The following is a 19,218-nucleotide window of genomic DNA, read 5'->3' on the forward strand; positions in this document are numbered from 1 at the left end:
ATCAATCTCGCCACCGACCTCGACGACCGTACGGTCGCCGCCAGCTCCGGGCACAGTGCGAGTCGACAGGGACAGGTCCACGGATCCTCCAGCACCTTGCTATCGGGCGTTCGCCCCCTCGGATCTCCCGGGCGGAGTCGGAGAACGAATCGCCAGCCGCGATGGCATTCAATCACTTACCTACAGCCATGCACGACGCCTTGGAAGCATTGTCCGTCACGCCGGTGACACACTCGGTGCCGATGGCCAAGAATCACCACACCGCTCGACCCGCCGGGGACACGGGCAGCCGCCCCTCCCCGCACCGGGTCCTCGAACGGCTCACCTCCGGCGAGAGCCGGGCCGCGCGCATCACTCATATGGAGCACATGCCCGCCCGGACGGGCCGCCATGCCGTCTGGCCGGACCGCATCCGGTCCGAGGTGATCGCCGCCGTCCAGGAGGCCGGGATCGAGCACCCGTGGGCCCACCAGGCCGAGGCCGCCGAGCACGCCCTCGACGGCGAGTCCGTGGTGATCGCCACAGGAACCGCCTCGGGCAAGTCGCTCGCCTACCTCGCCCCCGTGCTCTCCACCCTCCTCGACGGCGCGGAGGCCGCGAACGGGCGCGGCGCGACCGCCCTCTACCTCTCCCCCACCAAGGCCCTCGCCGCCGACCAGCGCCGCGCCGTCCGGGAGCTCGCCGCCCCGCTCGGCAACCGGATCCGGCCCGCCGTCTACGACGGCGACACCCCGGTCGAGGAGCGCGAGTGGGTCCGCCAGTACGCGAACTACGTCCTCACCAACCCCGACATGCTGCACCGGGGCATCCTCCCCGCCCACCCCAGGTGGTCCTCCTTCCTGCGCTCCCTGCGCTACGTCGTCATCGACGAGTGCCACACCTACCGGGGCGTCTTCGGCTCCCACGTCGCCCAGGTCCTGCGCCGGCTGCGCCGGGTCTGTGCCCGGTACGGCTCCGATCCGGTCTTCCTCCTCGCCTCCGCCACCTCCGCCGACCCGGCCCGTGCCGCCGGGCGCCTCACCGGCCTGCCCGTCACCGAGGTCTCCGACGACGCCTCCCCGCGCGGCGAACTGGTCTTCGCCCTGTGGGAGCCGCCCCTCACCGAACTCCACGGCGAGCGCGGCGCGCCGGTCCGCCGCACCGCCACCGCCGAGACCGCCGACCTCCTCACCGACCTCACCCGGCAGGGCGTCCGCACGGTCGCCTTCGTCCGCTCCCGGCGCGGCGCCGAGCTGATCTCGGTGATCGCCCAGGAACGGCTCGCCGAGACCGACCGGGCCCTCGCCCGGCGGGTCGCCGCCTACCGGGGCGGCTATCTGCCCGAGGAGCGGCGCGCCCTGGAGCGGGCCCTGCACTCCGGCGAACTCCTCGGCCTCGCCGCCACCACCGCCCTGGAGCTGGGCGTCGACGTCTCCGGCCTCGACGCCGTCCTCATCGCCGGCTACCCCGGCACCCGGGCCTCGCTGTGGCAGCAGGCCGGCCGGGCAGGCCGCTCCGGCGAGGGCGCCCTCGCCGTCCTGATCGCCCGCGACGACCCGCTGGACACCTTCCTCGTCCACCACCCCGAGGCGATCTTCGACCAGCCGGTCGAGTCGACCGTCCTGGACCCCGACAACCCCTACGTCCTCGCCCCCCATCTCTGCGCCGCCGCCTCCGAGCTCCCGCTCACCGAGACCGACCTCGCCCTCTTTGGCCCCGCCGCGCCCGGCCTCATGCCCCAGCTGGAGGCGGCCGGGCTGCTGCGCCGGCGCACCGGCGGCTGGTACTGGACCCGTCGCGAGCGGGCCGCCGACCTCACCGACATCCGGGGCGGCGGCGGCAGCCCGGTCCGGATCGTCGAGGAGGGCACCGGCCGCCTCCTCGGCACGGTCGACGAGGCCGCCTCCCACACCGCCGTCCACCAGGGCGCCGTCCACCTCCACCAGGGCCGCACCTACCTGGTGCGGAAGCTGGACCTGGAGGACTCCGTCGCCCTCGTCGAGGAGGCCGTCCCGCCCTACTCGACCGTCGCCCGCGACACCACCTCCATCCGCGTCCTGGAGACCGACACCGAGATCCCCTGGGGCTCGGGCCGCCTCTGCTACGGCTCCGTCGAGGTCACCAACCAGGTCGTCTCCTTCCTGCGCCGCCGGCTGATCACGGGCGAGGTGCTGGGCGAGACCAAGCTCGACCTGCCGCCCCGCACCCTGCGCACCCGGGCCGTGTGGTGGACGGTCACCGAGGACCAGCTCGACGCCGCCCGGATCACCCCGGAGATCCTCGGCGGCGCCCTGCACGCCGCCGAGCACGCCTCCATCGGCATGCTGCCGCTCTTCGCCACCTGCGACCGCTGGGACATCGGCGGCGTCTCCGTCCCGCTCCACCCGGACACCCTGCTGCCGACCGTCTTCGTGTACGACGGGCACCCGGGCGGCGCCGGGTTCGCCGAGCGCGCCTTCCACACCGCCCGGACCTGGCTCACCGCCACCCGCGAGGCCATCGCCGCCTGCGAGTGCGAGGCCGGCTGCCCCTCCTGCATCCAGTCCCCCAAGTGCGGCAACGGCAACGACCCCCTCCACAAACGAGGCGCCGTCCGCCTCCTCACGGAGCTCCTGCGGGAGGCCCCCCAGGAGGCCGGGCCGGAGGAGGCAGAGGAGCCGGAGGGGGACCGGGCGGGAGGCGCCCAGCCGGGAGGGGAGCCGGCGGGGCGGGTCCCGCCCGGGAGCTGACCGTCGGGGCCCAGGGCCCCCGGACCACCCGGGCCGTCACCTCCGCCTCCGCGCCGGCCACCCCGCAGCGGACCAGTTCGGCGCCCTGCGCGGCGGCGACCCGGGCGGCCGCCGCGCACGCCGCCGCCTCGCCCCACGGGGCCCGGTCGGCCGCGGCGAGGACGGCGAGATCGGCGGCGCCGCCCGCCCGATGCCGGGCGGTCATGGCCTGTCCGAGCGCCAGCACCGCCCCGAAGACCACGCACAGGGCGCAGGCCGCGAAGGCCGTCCACACACTCGCGACGCCCCGGTCGCCCCGCCCGCGCCTCACACCGGCCCACCTCCCCCGACCGTGTCCTCGGCGAGGGCCGCGGCCCCGGCCCGCAGGGTCACGCCCAGGCCGCCCGGCCCGGGCGCGGCGGACTCCACCGTCACCCGCCACAGGTCGCCCTCCCGCGCCACCGCCACCCTGGCCCCCTCGGGCGCGGCGGCCCGGGCGGCGGCCGCCACGGCCTCGGCGGGCTCCGACCTGGCCGCCGCCCGCGCCCCGGCCCTGGCCGCGTCCACGCACCGGATCTGCGCGGCGGACGCGGCCAGCGCCCACACCAGCGCCATCGCGAAGAGCGCCAGCGCCGGCAGCACGACCGCCGCCTCGACGGTCACGGAACCCCGATCGCCCGCGCCCGGCCCCCGCGCGCCGCCCCGTCGCCAAGCCCTGCCCCGAACCCAGCGCCTGTCAGAACGGCGCATCGAGGGCCCTCGTGACCAGTGCCTCCAGGGCGCCCGAGACGGACCCGCCCGTCATGACCTTGTAGAGCACGGCGGCCACGGCGGCCGCCGTCAGCGTGCCCATCGCGTACTCGACGGTGCTCATCCCGCCGTCGGTCCGCAGCGCGGCCCGACGGGCCACCCAGAACGCCCGCAGCGCCTTCCGCGCCCGGCTGTACGTCTTTCCCGACTTCTTTCCCGACAGCTTTCCCAACGTCTTTCCCATCTCCCGTTTCCTTCCAGTCGTCGTACGCATGCGTGTCTCTCAGGGGCCGAGCAGGCCCTTCGCCAGGCCGATCACCACCGGGACCACCCCGACCACGAGGAACGCGGGCAGGAAGCAGAGCCCCACGGGCGCGCTGATCAGCACCTGGGCCCGGCGGGCCCGCGCGACGGCGGTGCGGGCGTCGGCAGCCCGCAGGACCGCCGCGTGGCGGGCCACCGCGTCCGCCGCGGGCGCCCCGGAGGCGCCGGCCCGCTCCATGCAGCGGGCGAGCCCCTCGGCCCCCGGTATCGCGCCGAACCTCCCCCACACCTCCGCTGGTTCGCCGCCGAGCCGCAGCTCGGCGGCGGTCCGCAGCAGCCGCTCCCCGAGCGGGCCGCCCATCGACCGCCCGACGGCCTCCGCCGCCTCGGCCGGCCCGGCCCCGGCCGAGGCACAGGCCGCCAACAGATCGGCCGCCGCCGGGAGTTGCCGTACCGCCTCCCGTTCCACGGCCGCCGCCCGGGAGTCCCCGGCCCGCCTCAGCCACCACCGGGCGCCGAGCACACCGCCCACGCCCGCCAGAAGCGCCGCCACCGCACCGAGGAACACCCCCGCGCAGCACACGCCTCCGACGACCGCGGCCCGCACCGAAACCGGCACCTCCCGCACCCCGTCCGCCAACCGCGCCCCGACCCGCCGCACCCCTCGCCCAGCGGGCGCCCTCCCAAGAGCCCCAGCACCCAGCAGGCCGCCGAGCCGCCGCCGGGCACCCAGCTCCCGCCGCCGCCTCCCCACCAGGCCGAGCGGGATCCGGCCAAGCAGTCGGCAGCCCAGGAGGAGTAACAGCAAGGCTGCCCACAGCAGTTCACTCCGCATCGCCGCTCCCTCCCCGCACGATTCGCGCGGCCCACCACAGTCCGGCGGCTTCCAGCACGCCTCCGAGGAGGAGGCAGGCGCCGCCGGCGGGGGTGTGGAGCATGACCCTCAGGGGTTCGGCACCGAGGGCCGCGCCCATGCCGATCCCGGCCACGGGGAGGGCCGCGAGCACCGCCACCGTGGCCCAGGCCCCGGACAGTTCGGCCCGCAGCGCCTCGCGCCGTTCGTGCTGTTCACGGAGGGCCGCGTCCAGCCGGTCGAGGCCGGCGGCCAGTCCGGCGCCGCTGTCGACGGCCACCTGCCAGCAGGCCGCCAGTCCGGCGAGCCCTTCGGCGCCCTCTCTGCGGGCTGCCTTCCGCAGCGCCTCCGGCACGTCGCCGCCGAAGCCGACGGCGGCGAGCACCCGGGCCGCCTCCGGGCCGAGGGCGTCGCTGCGGCGGGCCGCGTAGGCGAGGGCCTGGCCGGGCTGCCGGCCCGCCCTCAGCTCGCCGCCGGCAGCCTCGCACAGCGCCACCACCCGCCCGGCCAGCGCCTCGCGCGCCTTGCGCCGGGCGGCCGCCTTCAGCCGTCGCCGCACGAGCGGGACGGCCAGGGCCCCGGCGGCCAGCGGCAGCGGCGACTCCCCCAGCAGGGCGATCAGCCCGGCGGCGGGCAGGCACAGCCACTCGGGCCGCGCCCGGGCCGCCGCCCACCGGCGCGCCAGGGCCTCCCGGCCGGCGGCGCCCGTCCCGTACGCGGCTCCCTCCCGGGGGAGCAGGGCCCGTGCCCGCCGGACCGCCCTGCGGTGCCCGGCCGCCTGCCACAGGGCGGGCAGGGCGCCCAGGAGGAGGCAGAGCCCGGTGTACCGGGCGGCCGTCACGGGGCACCTCCGACGAGCGAGCGGAGCCGGGTCCAGCCGCGCTCCCGCTCGAAGCCGGCCGGGTCCCAGCGGAGCGCGGGCACCGTCCGCACCAGCCCGTCCCGGTCCCGCTCCAGGACGTGGACCTCGGCGATCCGGCGCCGCCCGTCGGAGTCCCGCACGAGGTGCAGCACGGCGGACAGGCCGGCGCCCAACTGGCTGTGCAGGGCGGCCCGGTCGAGCCCCGCGGCCGTGCCGAGCGCTTCGAGCCGGGCGGGAACGTCGGAGGCCGTGTTGGCGTGGAGCGTGCCCGAGCCGCCCTCGTGTCCTGTGTTGAGGGCCGCCAGGAGGTCGACGGCCTCGCCGCCGCGGACCTCGCCGACCACCAGCCGGTCGGGCCGCATCCGCAGGGCCTGGCGGACCAGGTCCCGGAGGGTGACGAGTCCGGCGCCCTCCTGGTTCGGCGGGCGGGCCTCCAGGCGCACCACATGGGGGTGGTCCGGGCGCAGCTCGGCCGAGTCCTCGGCGAGGACGATCCGCTCCCGCTCGCCGACCAGGCCGAGCAGGGCGGCGAGGAGTGTCGTCTTGCCCGTGCCGGTGCCTCCGCTGACCAGGTACGACACCCGGGCCTCGATCAGCGCGCGCAGGATCTGGTCGCCGCCGGGCGGCACCGTGCCCGCGGCGGTCAGCTCCTCCAGGGTGAAGGCCCGGGGGCGCAGTACCCGCAGGGAGAGGCAGGTGGAGCCGACGGCGACCGGTGGGAGGACGGCGTGCATGCGGGTGCCGTCGGGCAGCCGCGCGTCCACCCAGGGCCGGGCGTCGTCGAGGCGGCGCCCGGCGACCGCGGCGAGCCGCTGGGCGAGCCTCCGCACGGCGGCGGCGTCGGCGAAGACGACGGGCGCCCGCTCCAGTCCGGCGCCCCGGTCGACCCACACCCGGTCGGGCGCCGAGACCAGGACATCGGTGACGTCGGGGTCGGCCAGCAGGCTCTCCAGAGGCCCTGCGCCGGTCAGTTCGCACCGCAGCTCCTCTGCGGCTCCCAGCACCTCGGCGTCCCCGAGGAGGCGCCCCTGGGCGCGCAGGGCGGCCGCCACGCGGGCCGGGGTCGGCTCGGCGCCGCTCGCCGCGAGCCGCTGCCGGACGGCGTCGAGCAGTCCGGCTCCGCCCGCCCTGGTGGCCGGGCCGCCGTCGCGCGGGGCGGTCGCCGCCCCGGTGTCCACCGTGCCCGTCCCGGTCATGCGGCACCCCCGGCCGGCAGCGCGTGCTGCCAGAAGGCGGCGCAGAAGCGGCCGAGCGGGCCCCGGGGCTCGGCGCCCGGTGGGGTACCCGCGTCCTGGTCCGTCACGATGCCGGGGTCGTAGGGGAGTTCGCCGGCGAGCGGCAGTCGCAGGGCGTCGGCGACCCAGCGCTCGTCGAGCCCCGCCGCGTACGGCCCCCGGACCACGGCCCGCAGGTCGCGGACGACCATGGAGAGGATGCCGGTGATCCGGTGGGCGGCCGCGACCGCCCGCAGTTCGCCGGGGACGACGAGGAGTCCGAGGTCGAGCTGGGCCAGGGCCTCGGCCCCGGCCTCGTCGACGGCGCGCGGCAGGTCGACCACGACGACCCCGCCCCTACGGCGGGCCGCGGCGAGCACGGAGCGGACCGCGTCGGGCGGCACTGTGCCGGTGGGCTCCCGGCCCCAGCTGAGCACCCGCACGCCCCGGGCGGCGGGCAGCGACTCCTCCAGGGCTCCGCCGGCCAGCCGCCCCTTGGAGGCGGCGAAGTCGCCCCACCGCCTGCCCTGTTCCCGCTCGGCGCCGAGGAGGACGTCGAGCCCTCCGCCGAGCGGGTCGGCGTCGACGAGCAGGGTCCGCCGTCCGGTGCGGGCGGCGGCGAGCGCGAGCCCGCAGGCGAGGGTGGAGGCCCCGGCCCCGCCGCGCCCGCCGACGACGCCGACGGTCAGCGCGGTCCGGCCGACCCCTTCGGCGGCGTCGGCGATCCGCTCGACGAGCAGGGACTCGGCGCCCGGCAGCCGGAGCACGCTGTCCGCGCCGAGTTCGACGGCGAGCCGCCACACGTCCGGATCGTCCTGGGAGCGCCCGACGAGGACGACCCCGGGCCGGCGCACGGCGCCCCGGCAGCGGGCCGCCGCGTCCTCCCCGACCAGGACGAGCGGGGGATCGCTCCAGCTCCCCCTGCGCTCGGGCACCCGGTGGTGCACCTCCGGCTCGACGCCGGCCGCGGCGCAGAGCCGCAGCAGGTCGTCGAGGAGGACGAGGTCCTCGGTGACGATCAGCGGGCCGGGCCCGCGCGCTCCTTCCCCGCCCCGTGCCGCGTCCTCGTGGTCCGATCCCCCCGTGCGGGAAGCCGTCGGCTCCTGCATGGCGCACACCCCTCTCGTGATTCCCGTCGGCCGCGAACTTCGCGCCGGGAATCACCGTGAGGCCGTACGGGAAATCGTGCCAAGCCCACCGAAAAACTGTGGACAATCCACCGCCTGTGAATAACTCGACCACCCTCGCGAGGGCTGCCCGGAACGCAGTCCGCCGGTTACGCTGGGTGACGAATCGAGGGATCGCCGTGCCGGAGGCAGCCGGACGAGCGGCGACACGAGAGAGGGGAGCGAGCGATGGCTCAGCGCGCGAAAACGGCTCCGGACATGCGACGACCCCCGCCGGGGGGGAGAGCGGGGGTCGTCTCTCCGGCCGACTCGGGGGGGGGGAGGAGCCGGACCGGGTTAGCACGGTCGCGAACGATCCGTGACTTCCATGGTGTACCCGAGAGCCTTCTCAAGCAAACCCACGCGCCCGAGCGTACGCCGAATGGCGGGCACCTATGCTCAGCGTTGTGGAAAACCACTCCTTGCCGCGCACAGCCGCCTTCTTTGACCTGGACAAGACGGTCATTGCGAAGTCCTCGACGCTGACCTTCAGCAAGTCCTTCTACCGGGGCGGGCTGATCAGCCGCCGCGCCGCCCTGCGGACGGCCTACATCCAGTTCGTGTTCCTCGTCGGCGGTGCCGATCACGACCAGATGGAGCGGATGCGCGAATACCTTTCCGCGCTCTGCAAAGGCTGGAACGTGGCCCAGGTCAGGGAACTCGTCGCCGAGACCCTGCACGACCTGATCGACCCGATCATCTACGACGAGGCCGCCTCGCTCATCGAGGAGCACCACGCCGCCGGCCGCGACGTCGTGATCGTGTCCACCTCCGGTGCCGAGGTGGTCGAGCCGATCGGGGAGATGCTCGGGGCGGACCGAGTCGTCGCCACCCGGATGGTGGTCGGCGAGGACGGGTGCTTCACCGGGGAGGTGGAGTACTACGCCTACGGCCCGACGAAGGCCGAGGCGGTCCGCGAGCTGGCGAAGTCGGAGGGGTACGACCTCTCCCGCTGCTACGCCTACAGCGACTCGGCGACCGACATCCCCATGCTGGAGGCGGTCGGGCACCCGTACGCGGTCAACCCGGACCGGACGCTGCGCCGCGAGGCGGTCGCCCGGGAGTGGCCGGTGCTGGTGTTCGACCGGCCGGTGCGGCTCAAGCAGCGGCTGCCGGCGTTCCGGATGCCTCCCCGTCCGACGCTCATGGCCGCGGCGGCCGTGGGCGCGGCGGCGGCCACCGCCGGGCTGGTCTGGTACGCCACCCGCCGGCGGCACCGGGCCGCCGCGGCGGCCGTCCTCGCCGGGCACTGACGACTCGTCCCGGTTTCAGCCGATCCGGAAAGAGCGCAAAGAAGCGGAGCCACCACTTTCGCTTACCGGCTGACAGGAGTAGAAAGGAATCAGGCCCGCGAGACCTGGGACATCCGAGAGGATCACCTGTTGAGCATCAAGGCCCCACGGACCTGACGCACAAAAACCTGGCACCCACGCGACGTCGACCCGTCGATTACGGGCCAGCCGCACCAGGCGAAGGGCAAAGCAACCCCGCCTGATGGGCACATATCGAGGACGCTTGGTAACTGGGTGGACGTGCCAGCGGCGGTACCGATCATTGGTACCGCCGCAACCCATGTAGGGGGGTGTCCTCAGGCCGCGCCGCGCTGGAGCGCCTCGCAGACCGCCGTCGACTCCCGGACACCGAGTTCCACCGAGCGCCCGCAGTGCGCGATCCACGCGCCGACGCCCTCCGGGGTGCCGGTGAGGTACCCCTCGAAGGCGGCCAGGTAGGCGGCCCGCCCCTGCTCCGCGTGGCCGACCTCGGCCGGGCAGACGCCCTTCGGGTCGAGACCGCTCCCCTCCAGCACGATCCGCTCCGCGGCCCGGGCGACCAGGCCGTTGCGCGAGGTGAAGGGGCGCAGGGCGAGCAGTTCGGCGTGGACCACCGCGGAGACGACCAGCGCGGGGGCCTCGCTGCCCGCGACGACCAGGTCGGCGAGGCCGTCGAGGCGGGCGGCGACCTCGTCGGGGCTCGGCAGCGGGGCCTCGATCAGCGGCTCGGCCACGGTTTCGCCGGCCTGGCGCGGGCGGCCCACCGAGTCCTCCTGCTCGCCCGCGGCGACCAGGTGCAGCCGGGCCAGGACCCGGAGCGGCGACTGGCGCCAGATGGAGAGCAGCTCGCCCGCCTCGGCGCTCAGGCGCAGGGCGGCGCCGACGGTGCGGGCCTCCGGGTCGGCGCTGAAGTCGGTCCGGCGGCGGACCTCCTCCAGGGCCCAGTCGGCACCGGCCAGCGCGGCCGAGCCGCGGGCGCCGCGGAGTGCGGCCTCGTGGGCGATCTCGTTGCTGCGGCGGCGCATCACACGGTGGCCGTAGACCCGGTCGACGGCCTTGCGTACGGAGTCCACCGCGTCGGCGACGCCCGGCAGGGTGGCGAGGGCGGCCAAGGGGTCAGAGGCGTGCGTACTCATAGGTAAGGAGGCTACGCGCCCCACGGACCCGCCCCACGAAGGAGTGGTCTTCTTCATAGACCTTGACCACGGGGCGCGTTCATACCACTACGCTAGGTGAACATGAAGATCGCTTTCGTTGGGAAGGGCGGCAGCGGCAAGACGACGCTGTCCTCGCTCTTCGTCCGTCACCTCGCCGCCACCGAGTCGCCGGTCGTCGCCGTCGACGCGGACATCAACCAGCACCTGGGGCCCGCGCTCGGCCTCACCGAGGCGGAGGCCGCCGCGCTGCCCGCGATGGGGGCACAGCTGCCCCTCATCAAGGAGTACCTGCGCGGCAGCAATCCGCGGATCGTCTCGGCCGAGACGATGATCAAGACGACACCGCCCGGGGAGGGTTCGCGGCTGCTGCGCGTCCGCGAGGAGAACCCGGTGTACGAGGCGTGCGCCCGGCCGGTCCGGCTCGATCCCGGCGAGGTGCGGCTGATGGCGACCGGCCCGTTCACCGAGTCGGACCTCGGCGTGGCCTGCTACCACTCGAAGGTCGGCGCGGTGGAGCTGTGCCTGAACCACCTGGTGGACGGGGCAGGCGAGTACGTGGTCGTCGACATGACGGCGGGCTCGGACTCCTTCGCCTCCGGCATGTTCACCCGCTTCGACATGACCTTCCTGGTCGCCGAGCCCACCCGCAAGGGCGTGTCGGTGTACCGCCAGTACAAGGAGTACGCGCGGGACTTCGGCGTCGCCCTGAAGGTCGTGGGCAACAAGGTGCAGGGCCCGGACGACCTGGACTTCCTGCGCCAGGAGGTCGGCGAGGACCTGCTGGTCAGCGTCGGCCACTCGGACTGGGTCCGCGCGATGGAGAAGGGCCGCCCGCCGCGCTTCGAGCAGCTGGAGCCGGAGAACCTGGGCGCGCTGCGGACCCTGCGGAAGGCGGCGGACGCCGCGTACGCCCGGCGCGACTGGCAGCGCTACACGAGCCAGATGGTCCACTTCCACCTGCGCAACGCGGAGAGCTGGGGGAACGCGAAGACCGGGGCCGACCTGGCGGCGCAGGTCGACCCCGACTTCGTCCTCGGCGAGCCCGCCGCCGCGGTGCGCTAGCCGGCGAACCCGCACGCCCCCGGGACGGCCGGTCCCCGGGGACGACGCGCCCTCGGGGGGCGGGTCGTCCCCGGGTGCCCGCGGCCCGGCGGGGCCGTCAGCTCTGGGCGGCAGGCTTGGGCGCCGCGGCGCCGGGCGCGAGGGCCGGCTGGGGGGCGAGGAACGCGGACCAGCCGCCGGCGGGGGCCTCACCGACCTGGAGGGTGCGCATCTTGGCGATGACGGCGGGGTCCTGGGCGTCGAGCCAGTCCGCGAGCTGGCGGAAGGAGACGCACTTGACGTCCTTCTGGACACAGACGGTGGCGATGGTCTCCTCGATGGCGCGCATGTAGGTGCCGCCGTTCCAGGACTCGAAGTGGTTGCCGATGACGACCGGCGCCCGGTTGCCCTTGTAGGAGCGTTCGAATGCCTGGACGAGGCCGTCGCGCATCTGGTCGCCCCAGTAGCGGTGCATGTTCGGGTCGCCCTGGGTCGTGCCGGGCGACTGGTTGACCATGAAGTTGTAGTCCATGGACAGCGTCTGGAAGGCGCGGCCGGGGACCGGGACCAGGTGCATGGACAGGTCCCAGAGGCCCTGGTCCTTCTTCGGCCAGATCTGGTCGTTGACGCCGCTGGTGTCGTAGCGGAAGCCCAGCTCGGAGGCGGCCTTCACGAAGTTCTCGCGCCCCTCAAGGCAGGGCGTGCGGGCGCCGACGAGCTCCTTGTCGTAGTCGAACGGGAGCGGCTGCTCGGCGCGCAGGCCGGCGTTGGTCTTCCAGTTCTTGACGAAGGACTTGGCCTGCCGGATCTCGCTCTTCCACTCCTCCACGGACCAGGTGCCGACGCCGCCCTCGGCGCCGCAGAAGTGCCCGTTGAAGTGGGTGCCGATCTCGTTGCCCTCCAGCCACGCGCCGCGCAGTTCGCGGACGGTGTCACGGATGCCCTCGGTGTCGTTGAAGCCGATGTCGGAGCGGCCGGCGGAGTGCTGGGGCGGGTCGTACATGGTCCGCTTCTCCTCCGGCAGGAGGTACACCCCGCTGAGGAAGTACGTCATGGTCGCGTCGTACTTCTGGCCGACCTTCCGGAAGTGCGAGAACAGCTTCTGGCTGTCCTCGCCGGCGCCGTCCCAGGAGAAGACCACGAACTGCGGCGGGGCCTCGCCGGGCGCGAGCTTCTTCCAGGTCGGCTGGTGCGGCTGGGCGCCGGTGAAGGCGGTGGAGCCGTCGCCGATCAGCCGGACGGCGCTCTCCGGAGCGGCGGCGGGCCCCTTCTTCTTCGCGGCGCCGGCCCCGGCTCCCGGCGCGCCCTCGGCCGCCGGGCCGGACGGCTCCGAACAGCCCGCCAGCCCGCCGATCAGGGCGACGGCCAGGGCAGCGGCGGCCAGCGCCTTCCTCCGGAACGTACTTCCTCGCGCGGCGGCTGACATCCGCCCACCTCTCTTCTCCGGCTTCCCCGAGTACGGACACGGGCTCTACGACCCGAGCGGCGTCAACCTCGCACCGCGACCGCCGGAGCGATGAAACGACAAGCGGCAAGACGCCATCCATTCACTGGAACCGGTGAACCATTGCCCTGTTTGCCCCGAAAATAATGCCGGAGACTTTACTCTCCATTACGATTCGTTTACTCAGAGTTGAGGTACCCGTTCGGCCCCGGAGGAGACCGGATGACCCTCTGCACCCCCGCCCCCACGCCCAACCGACCACGCGTCCAGCGGCCCCACAGCCCGCCCGGAGGCCGCCGTTTCCGCCTCGCCGGCGCGGACGTCTCCGCGTCGATCGCCGTGTTCCTGATCGCGCTGCCGCTCTCGCTCGGCATCGCCCTCGCCACCGGAGCCCCGCTCCAGGCCGGACTTGTCGCCGCCGCCGTCGGCGGTCTGGTCGCCGGCCGTCTCGGCGGCTCCCCGCTCCAGGTGAGCGGACCCGCCGCCGGCCTCACCGTCGTCACCGCCGAGCTGATCCAGCGGTACGGCTGGCGCACCACCTGCGCCATCACGGTCCTCGCCGGACTCGCCCAACTCGCGCTGTCCGCCCTGCGGGTGGCCCGCTCGGCGCTCATGGTCTCGCCCGCCATCGTGCACGGCATGGTGGCCGGCATCGGCGTCACCATCGCCCTGGCCCAGCTCCACATCGTCCTCGGCGGCATCCCGCAGAGCTCCGCCGTGGCCAACGTCCTCGGCCTGCCCGCCCAGTTGGCGGACGCCGGACCCGCCTCGCTGCTCATCAGCGGTCTGACCGTCGCCGTGCTGCTCGGCTGGCCCCGGCTGCCGGGCCGCGTCGGCGCGTGGGCCCGCAAGGCGCCCGCCGCGCTGGTCGGCGTCGGCGGCGCGACCCTGCTCGCGGTGGCCGCCGGGCTCACCGTGCCCCGCGTCGACCTCCCGTCCTGGAGCAGCCACGCGCTGCCGGGGCTGCCCGACGGGCCGGTGCTCGGCATCGCCGCGGGCGTGCTGACGATCACCCTGGTCACCAGCGTGCAGTCGCTGCTCTCGGCCGTCGCCGTCGACAAGCTCGTCGCCGCCCGCCCGGACCGGGGCCGGGGCATCCCGCGCACCGCCCTCGACCGCGAACTGGCCGGGCAGGGCGCGGCCAACATGGTCTCCGGGGCGCTCGGCGGCCTCCCGGTCGCCGGGGTCGCGGTCCGCAGCGTCGCCAACGTCTCGGCGGGCGCGGTCAGCCGCGCCTCGACCATGCTGCACGGGCTGTGGATCGTGCTGGCCGCGCTGCTGCTGGTGCCCGCCATCGACCTGATCCCGCTGGCCGCGCTGGCCGCGCTCGTCATGGTCGTCGGCATCCAGATGGTGAGCATCACCCACATCCGTACGGTCACCCGCCACCGCGAGGTCGTGGTGTACGCGGTGACCGTGGCCGGGGTCGTGCTGGTCGGCGTCCTGGAGGGCGTCGCCCTCGGCATCGCCGTCGCGGTCGCGGTCGCGATGTCCCGGCTGGCCCGCACCCGGATCACCCGGGAGGACCGCGACGGACGCCAGCTGCTGCGCGTACGCGGGCAGTTGACCTTCCTCGCGGTGCCCCGGCTGAGCCGGGCGCTGCACCAGATCCCCACGGGCTCGGAGGTGACCGTGGAGCTGGACGGCTCGTTCATGGACCACGCCGCGTACGAGGCGCTGAACGACTGGACGTCCAGCCACCGGGCCCATGGCGGCACGGTCGAACTGACCGGCCCCACCGGAGGCCGTATCACCGGCTCCCCCGCCTCCCAGGACCCCGCGGCCCACCCCGGGGCGGGCCCCGCGCCGGACCTCGCCCCGGAGACCTCGCCGCACGCCTGCTGCCGCCCCTGGACCCCCTGGCACAACCACCAGTGCGTCGAGAAGCCCGCACCACCGGTCGCTCCGGCCGAGGAGCCTCCCGTCCGGACGGGGCATCAGCTGGCGAACGGCATCGGCAAGTTCCAGCGGAACACCGCCCCGCTGGTCCGTGACGAGCTGGCCCGGCTCGCCCGGGACGGGCAGACGCCCTCGCAGCTCTTCCTCACCTGCGCCGACTCCCGGCTGGTCACCAGCATGATCACGTCCAGCGGCCCCGGCGACCTCTTCACCGTGCGCAACGTCGGCAATCTCGTGCCACTGCCCGGCGAGGAGAGCGGGGACGACTCGGTGGCGGCGGCGATCGAGTACGCGGTGGACGTGCTGCGCGTGCAGTCGATCACCGTGTGCGGCCACTCCGGCTGCGGCGCCATGCAGGCCCTGCTCGGCGCCGGACCGGACGAGCCGGCGACCCCGCTCCGCCGCTGGCTGCGGCACGGCAGACCGAGCCTGGAGCGGATGGCCAGCCGGCGTCACGCCTGGGCGCGGATCTCCGGACGGCTGCCGGCGGACGCGGTCGAGCAGCTGTGCCTCACCAACGTGGTGCAGCAGCTGGAGCACCTGCGGGCGTACGAGTCGGTGGCGCGGCGGCTCGCGGACGGCAGCCTCACCCTCCACGGGATGTACTTCCACGTGGGCGAGGCGCAGGCGTACCTGCTCTCCGGGGACGAGGTGCGCGGCTACGACGACGTCTTCGACAGCGTCCCGCCCGCGATCCTGGCGGCGGCCAGAGCCTCCTGACCCGGCCGGACCCCCTCCCGGCCGGGCCACGCCCCGGGTCCCACCCCGCGCGTCCTGAACCTTTCCCGGCGCGCGTCCGTGAGAGTGTGTGGCCCCTTCTCCCTCCGCTCGGGACGAAGGGGCCCCCGCCCGTCAAGCCATCGGCAGGCCACCGGCACGCCACTCACAGCACCTCGGACCACCTCACAGGTCTAAACCAATTCCCCGGAGACTCTTGTCACCCGGGGCCTTGGGCTGATGAGCTATGACCCGGGACACATACGCACAGAGGACGCCCTGGGAAAGGGAGATGTCGTGAGCAACGAGAGCCTGGCCAATCTGCTCCGGGAAGAGCGGCGATTCGCGCCGCCCGCCGAGCTGGCCGCGCACGCCAACGTGACGGCGGAGGCGTACGAGCAGGCCGAGACGGACAGGCTGGGCTTCTGGGCCGAGCAGGCCAAGCGCCTGACCTGGGCCACCGAGCCGACCGAGACCCTCGACTGGTCGAACCCGCCGTTCGCCAAGTGGTTCGCCGACGGCGAGCTCAACGTGGCGTACAACTGCGTCGACCGGCACGTCGAGGCCGGCCACGGCGACCGCGTCGCCATCCACTTCGAGGGCGAGCCGGGCGACAGCCGCGCGATCACCTACGCCGAGCTCAAGGACGAGGTCTCCAAGGCCGCCAACGCCCTGACCGAGCTGGGCGTCCAGAAGGGCGACCGGGTCGCGGTCTACCTGCCGATGATCCCCGAGGCCGCGATCACGATGCTGGCCTGCGCCCGCGTCGGCGCCGCCCACTCGGTCGTCTTCGGCGGCTTCTCCGCCGACGCCGTGGCCTCCCGCATCCAGGACGCCGACGCCAAGGTGGTCGTGACCGCCGACGGCGGCTACCGCCGCGGCAAGCCGTCCGCGCTCAAGCCGGCCATCGACGAGGCCGTCGCCAAGTGCCCGACGGTCGAGCACGTCCTGGTGGTCCGCCGCACCGGTCAGGACACCGCCTTCACCGAGGGCCGGGACGTGTGGTGGCACGACGTCGTCGAGCGCCAGTCCGCCGAGCACACCCCCGAGGCGTTCCCGGCCGAGCAGCCGCTCTTCATCCTGTACACGTCGGGCACGACGGGTAAGCCGAAGGGCATCCTGCACACCTCCGGCGGCTACCTCACCCAGGCCGCGTACACCCACCACGCCGTTTTCGACCTCAAGCCGGAGACCGACGTCTACTGGTGCACGGCCGACATCGGCTGGGTGACCGGCCACTCGTACATCGTCTACGGCCCGCTGGCCAACGGCGCGACGCAGGTCATGTACGAGGGCACCCCGGACACCCCCCACCAGGGCCGGGTCTTCGAGATCGTGCAGAAGTACGGCGTCACCATCCTCTACACGGCGCCGACGCTGATCCGCACGTTCATGAAGTGGGGCGACGACATCCCCGCCAAGTTCGACCTGACCAGCCTGCGCGTACTGGGCTCGGTCGGCGAGCCGATCAACCCCGAGGCGTGGATCTGGTACCGCAAGCACATCGGCGCCGACAAGTGCCCCATCGTGGACACCTGGTGGCAGACCGAGACCGGCGCCATGATGATCTCACCGCTCCCCGGCGTCACCGAGACCAAGCCGGGCTCCGCCCAGCGCCCGCTGCCGGGCATCTCCGCCACCGTCGTCGACGACGAGGCGCACGAGGTGCCGAACGGCGGCGGTGGCTACCTGGTGCTCACCGAGCCGTGGCCGTCGATGCTCCGCACCATCTGGGGCGACGACCAGCGCTTCATCGACACCTACTGGTCCCGCTTCGAGGGCCAGTACTTCGCCGGTGACGGCGCCAAGAAGGACGACGACGGCGACATCTGGCTGCTCGGCCGGGTCGACGACGTCATGCTCGTCTCCGGCCACAACATCTCGACCACCGAGGTCGAGTCGGCGCTCGTCTCCCACCCGTCGGTGGCCGAGGCGGCCGTCGTCGGCGCCGCCGACGAGACCACCGGCCAGGCGATCGTCGCCTTCGTGATCCTGCGCGGCACGGCGAGCGAGGACGAGTCCCTCGTCGCCGACCTGCGCAACCACGTGGGCGCCACGCTCGGCCCGATCGCCAAGCCCAAGCGGATCCTCCCGGTGGCCGAGCTGCCGAAGACCCGCTCCGGCAAGATCATGCGCCGCCTGCTGCGGGACGTGGCGGAGAACCGGGAGCTGGGTGACGTCACCACCCTGACCGATTCGTCTGTTATGTCGCTCATCCAGACGCAGCTGCCGGCCGCCTCCAGCGAGGACTGACAGCACCGGTCGACACGGAAAGGCCCGCCCCGAGGCCCTGGGGCGGGCCTTTCCGCGCGCCCGCCCACACGCCCACTCCCGCGCGACGAAAGCCCCATACCTCCATAAAATGATCCTCGCCGGACACGCCTCCGCACACCTCGGGCTCGTTAGGTAAAGTAAAGACCGCGTCAGGAACGCGACAGAAAGACCTAGGTGCGCCGGGAAGTCTGGTCGGCATGTGCTGTGTGCTGCCCGCCCGACCGGAGGCTTCCTCGTGTCCACCGACCGCAAGTTCCTCGGACGGCTCTCCCTCCCGGAGCGCCGCTACCTCACCGACGCCCTGCGCACCGAGACCGTCGGCGGTGTCCTGCTGCTCATCGCCGCCGTCACCGCGCTCGTCTGGGCCAACACCGCGCACGGCAGCTACGAGGCGGTCGCCGGCTTCCACATAGGCCCCGCCTCGCTCGGCCTGGACCTCTCGATCGCGCACTGGGCCGCCGACGGCCTCCTGGCGATCTTCTTCTTCGTCGCCGGCATCGAGCTCAAGCGCGAACTCGTCGCCGGCGAGCTGCGCGACCCCCGGGCCGCCGCCCTCCCCGTCATCGCGGCGATCTGCGGCATGGCCGTCCCGGCCCTCGTCTACGTCCTGGTCAACGCCGTCGGCGGCGGCTCCATGGACGGCTGGGCCGTGCCCACGGCCACCGACATCGCCTTCGCGCTCGCCGTCCTCGCCGTCATCGGCACCTCGCTGCCCTCCTCGCTGCGCGCCTTCCTCCTCACCCTCGCCGTCGTCGACGACCTCTTCGCGATCCTGATCATCGCGGTCTTCTTCACCAGCGACCTGAACTTCGTGGCCCTCGGCGGCGCCTTCGCGGGCCTCGCCCTCTTCTGGTTCCTGCTCCGCAAGGAGGTCCGCGGCTGGTACGTGTACGTCCCGCTGGCCCTGGTCGTCTGGGCGCTGATGTACAACAGCGGCGTCCACGCCACCATCGCCGGCGTCGCCATGGGCCTCATGCTCCGCTGCACCGCCCGCGAGGGCGAGGAGCACTCCCCCGGCGAGCACATCGAGCACCTGGTCCGGCCGCTCTCCGCCGGACTCGCCGTCCCCCTCTTCGCGCTCTTCTCGGCCGGCGTGGCGATGACCAGCGAGGCGCTCCGCGAGGTCTTCACCCAGCCCGTCACCCTCGGCATCGTCCTCGGCCTGGTCGTCGGCAAGGCGCTCGGCATCTTCGGCGGCACCTGGCTCGCCGCCCGCTTCACGAGGGCGGAGCTCAACCCCGAGCTGTCCTGGCCGGACGTCTTCGCCGTCGCCTCCCTCGCCGGGATCGGCTTCACCGTCTCCCTCCTCATCGGCGAACTCGCCTTCGAGGGGGACGCTGACCTCACCGCCGAGGTGAAGGCCGCCGTCCTCATGGGCTCGCTCATCGCCGCCGCGTGCGCCACCCTCCTGCTCAAGCTGCGCGTCCGGAAGTACCAGCTCCTGGTCGCCGAGGAGGACCGCGACGAGGACCAGGACGGCATCCCGGACGTGTACGAGGAGGGCACCGAGGCGTACCACCTCCGGATGGCGGAGATCCTGGAGCGGAAGGCCGCGGAACACAGGGAGCGCGCCCGACTGGCGGGGGCATCGCGCGACGGGGCCGACCGTCCGGCATGAT

14 protein-coding genes and 2 pseudogenes are annotated in these 19,218 nt (G+C 74.1%); 6 read left to right on the plus strand and 10 right to left on the minus strand.

Annotated features, from left to right (window positions below; genetic code table 11):
• Positions 1-81: pseudogene (locus tag ACFXMG_RS22270) on the minus strand (anti-sigma B factor antagonist); the annotation flags it as partial.
• Positions 82-161: 80 nt separating this feature from the next.
• Between ACFXMG_RS22270 and ACFXMG_RS22275 the strand changes: the two are divergent.
• Entirely contained in the window at positions 162-2,708 is a 2,547-nt protein-coding gene (locus tag ACFXMG_RS22275) for a DEAD/DEAH box helicase (protein ID WP_383830945.1), read from the plus strand.
• A 40-nt stretch (positions 2,709-2,748) separates the two neighbouring features.
• On the opposite strand, the pseudogene ACFXMG_RS22280 reads toward ACFXMG_RS22275, so the two are convergent.
• The 7 genes and pseudogenes from ACFXMG_RS22280 to ssd all read right to left on the minus strand — a co-directional run.
• Positions 2,749-3,129 (minus strand): annotated as a pseudogene (locus ACFXMG_RS22280) (Rv3654c family TadE-like protein); the annotation flags it as partial.
• The gene (locus tag ACFXMG_RS22285) at positions 3,015-3,437 is read right to left on the minus strand and encodes a TadE family type IV pilus minor pilin (protein WP_383830948.1); all 423 of its coding nucleotides are present in this window, start codon (positions 3,435-3,437) and stop codon (positions 3,015-3,017) included. The pseudogene ACFXMG_RS22280 and the gene ACFXMG_RS22285, both read right to left, overlap by 115 nt.
• Positions 3,424-3,681 (minus strand): DUF4244 domain-containing protein, encoded by a 258-nt coding sequence (locus tag ACFXMG_RS22290; RefSeq protein ID WP_383830951.1) that lies wholly within the window; start codon positions 3,679-3,681, stop codon positions 3,424-3,426. The genes ACFXMG_RS22285 and ACFXMG_RS22290 overlap by 14 nt, the downstream gene beginning before the upstream one ends.
• 39 nt (positions 3,682-3,720) lie before the next feature.
• A complete protein-coding gene (locus tag ACFXMG_RS22295) occupies positions 3,721-4,320 on the minus strand; it encodes a type II secretion system F family protein (protein WP_384120062.1) in 600 nt (199 codons plus the stop codon).
• Positions 4,321-4,525: 205 nt separating this feature from the next.
• A complete protein-coding gene (locus tag ACFXMG_RS22300; RefSeq protein WP_383826779.1) occupies positions 4,526-5,395 on the minus strand; it encodes a type II secretion system F family protein in 870 nt (289 codons plus the stop codon).
• Positions 5,392-6,612 carry a TadA family conjugal transfer-associated ATPase gene (locus tag ACFXMG_RS22305; RefSeq protein WP_383826782.1) on the minus strand — a complete coding sequence of 407 codons (1,221 nt, stop codon included), beginning with the start codon at positions 6,610-6,612 and terminating at the stop codon, positions 5,392-5,394. The genes ACFXMG_RS22300 and ACFXMG_RS22305 overlap by 4 nt, the downstream gene beginning before the upstream one ends.
• Positions 6,609-7,739, minus strand: coding sequence for a septum site-determining protein Ssd (gene ssd / locus ACFXMG_RS22310; protein WP_383826785.1), 1,131 nt, complete (start codon positions 7,737-7,739; stop codon positions 6,609-6,611). The genes ACFXMG_RS22305 and ssd overlap by 4 nt, the downstream gene beginning before the upstream one ends.
• 452 nt (positions 7,740-8,191) lie before the next feature.
• Between ssd and ACFXMG_RS22315 the strand changes: the two genes are divergently transcribed.
• Entirely contained in the window at positions 8,192-9,049 is an 858-nt protein-coding gene (locus ACFXMG_RS22315) for an HAD family hydrolase (protein ID WP_383826788.1), read from the plus strand.
• 335 nt (positions 9,050-9,384) lie between these two features.
• On the opposite strand, the gene ACFXMG_RS22320 is transcribed toward ACFXMG_RS22315, so the two are convergent.
• A complete protein-coding gene (locus tag ACFXMG_RS22320) occupies positions 9,385-10,203 on the minus strand; it encodes an oxidoreductase (protein ID WP_383826791.1) in 819 nt (272 codons plus the stop codon).
• Between the two features lie 102 nt (positions 10,204-10,305).
• Here ACFXMG_RS22320 and ACFXMG_RS22325 point away from each other — a divergent pair, with 102 nt between their 5' ends.
• Complete coding sequence (locus ACFXMG_RS22325; protein ID WP_383826794.1) at positions 10,306-11,286, plus strand: ATP-binding protein; 981 nt, start codon at positions 10,306-10,308, stop codon at positions 11,284-11,286.
• A 97-nt stretch (positions 11,287-11,383) separates the two neighbouring features.
• On the opposite strand, the gene ACFXMG_RS22330 is transcribed toward ACFXMG_RS22325, so the two are convergent.
• Positions 11,384-12,691 (minus strand): hypothetical protein, encoded by a 1,308-nt coding sequence (locus ACFXMG_RS22330; protein ID WP_383826797.1) that lies wholly within the window; start codon positions 12,689-12,691, stop codon positions 11,384-11,386.
• 240 nt (positions 12,692-12,931) lie between these two features.
• Here ACFXMG_RS22330 and ACFXMG_RS22335 point away from each other — a divergent pair, with 240 nt between their 5' ends.
• From ACFXMG_RS22335 to nhaA, 3 genes are all read left to right on the plus strand, one after another.
• Positions 12,932-15,328 carry a SulP family inorganic anion transporter gene (locus ACFXMG_RS22335; protein ID WP_383826800.1) on the plus strand — a complete coding sequence of 799 codons (2,397 nt, stop codon included), beginning with the start codon at positions 12,932-12,934 and terminating at the stop codon, positions 15,326-15,328.
• Between the two features lie 237 nt (positions 15,329-15,565).
• Positions 15,566-17,578 (plus strand): acetate--CoA ligase, encoded by a 2,013-nt coding sequence (gene acs, locus ACFXMG_RS22340; protein ID WP_383826802.1) that lies wholly within the window; start codon positions 15,566-15,568, stop codon positions 17,576-17,578.
• Positions 17,579-17,801: 223 nt separating this feature from the next.
• Positions 17,802-19,217, plus strand: a complete 1,416-nt coding sequence (gene nhaA / locus ACFXMG_RS22345) for a Na+/H+ antiporter NhaA (RefSeq protein ID WP_383826885.1) — start codon at positions 17,802-17,804, stop codon at positions 19,215-19,217.
• Position 19,218 lies beyond the last annotated feature (1 nt).

Origin of the sequence: Streptomyces sp. NPDC059201, assembly GCF_042754585.1 — a bacterium.
Classification (GTDB): Bacteria; Actinomycetota; Actinomycetes; order Streptomycetales; family Streptomycetaceae; genus Streptomyces.

Bases quoted from the DNA above. Each gene is read 5' to 3' on its own strand.
- ACFXMG_RS22275 (WP_383830945.1), top strand. From the start codon at position 162: ATGGCATTCAATCACTTACCTACAGCCATGCACGACGCCTTGGAAGCA.
- ACFXMG_RS22285 (WP_383830948.1), bottom strand. From the start codon at position 3,437: ATGCGCCGTTCTGACAGGCGCTGGGTTCGGGGCAGGGCTTGGCGACGG.
- ACFXMG_RS22290 (WP_383830951.1), bottom strand. From the start codon at position 3,681: ATGGGAAAGACGTTGGGAAAGCTGTCGGGAAAGAAGTCGGGAAAGACG.
- ACFXMG_RS22305 (WP_383826782.1), bottom strand. From the start codon at position 6,612: ATGACCGGGACGGGCACGGTGGACACCGGGGCGGCGACCGCCCCGCGC.
- ssd (WP_383826785.1), bottom strand. From the start codon at position 7,739: ATGCAGGAGCCGACGGCTTCCCGCACGGGGGGATCGGACCACGAGGAC.
- ACFXMG_RS22315 (WP_383826788.1), top strand. From the start codon at position 8,192: ATGCTCAGCGTTGTGGAAAACCACTCCTTGCCGCGCACAGCCGCCTTC.
- ACFXMG_RS22320 (WP_383826791.1), bottom strand. From the start codon at position 10,203: ATGAGTACGCACGCCTCTGACCCCTTGGCCGCCCTCGCCACCCTGCCG.
- ACFXMG_RS22325 (WP_383826794.1), top strand. From the start codon at position 10,306: ATGAAGATCGCTTTCGTTGGGAAGGGCGGCAGCGGCAAGACGACGCTG.
- ACFXMG_RS22330 (WP_383826797.1), bottom strand. From the start codon at position 12,691: ATGTCAGCCGCCGCGCGAGGAAGTACGTTCCGGAGGAAGGCGCTGGCC.
- ACFXMG_RS22335 (WP_383826800.1), top strand. From the start codon at position 12,932: ATGACCCTCTGCACCCCCGCCCCCACGCCCAACCGACCACGCGTCCAG.
- acs (WP_383826802.1), top strand. From the start codon at position 15,566: ATGAGCTATGACCCGGGACACATACGCACAGAGGACGCCCTGGGAAAG.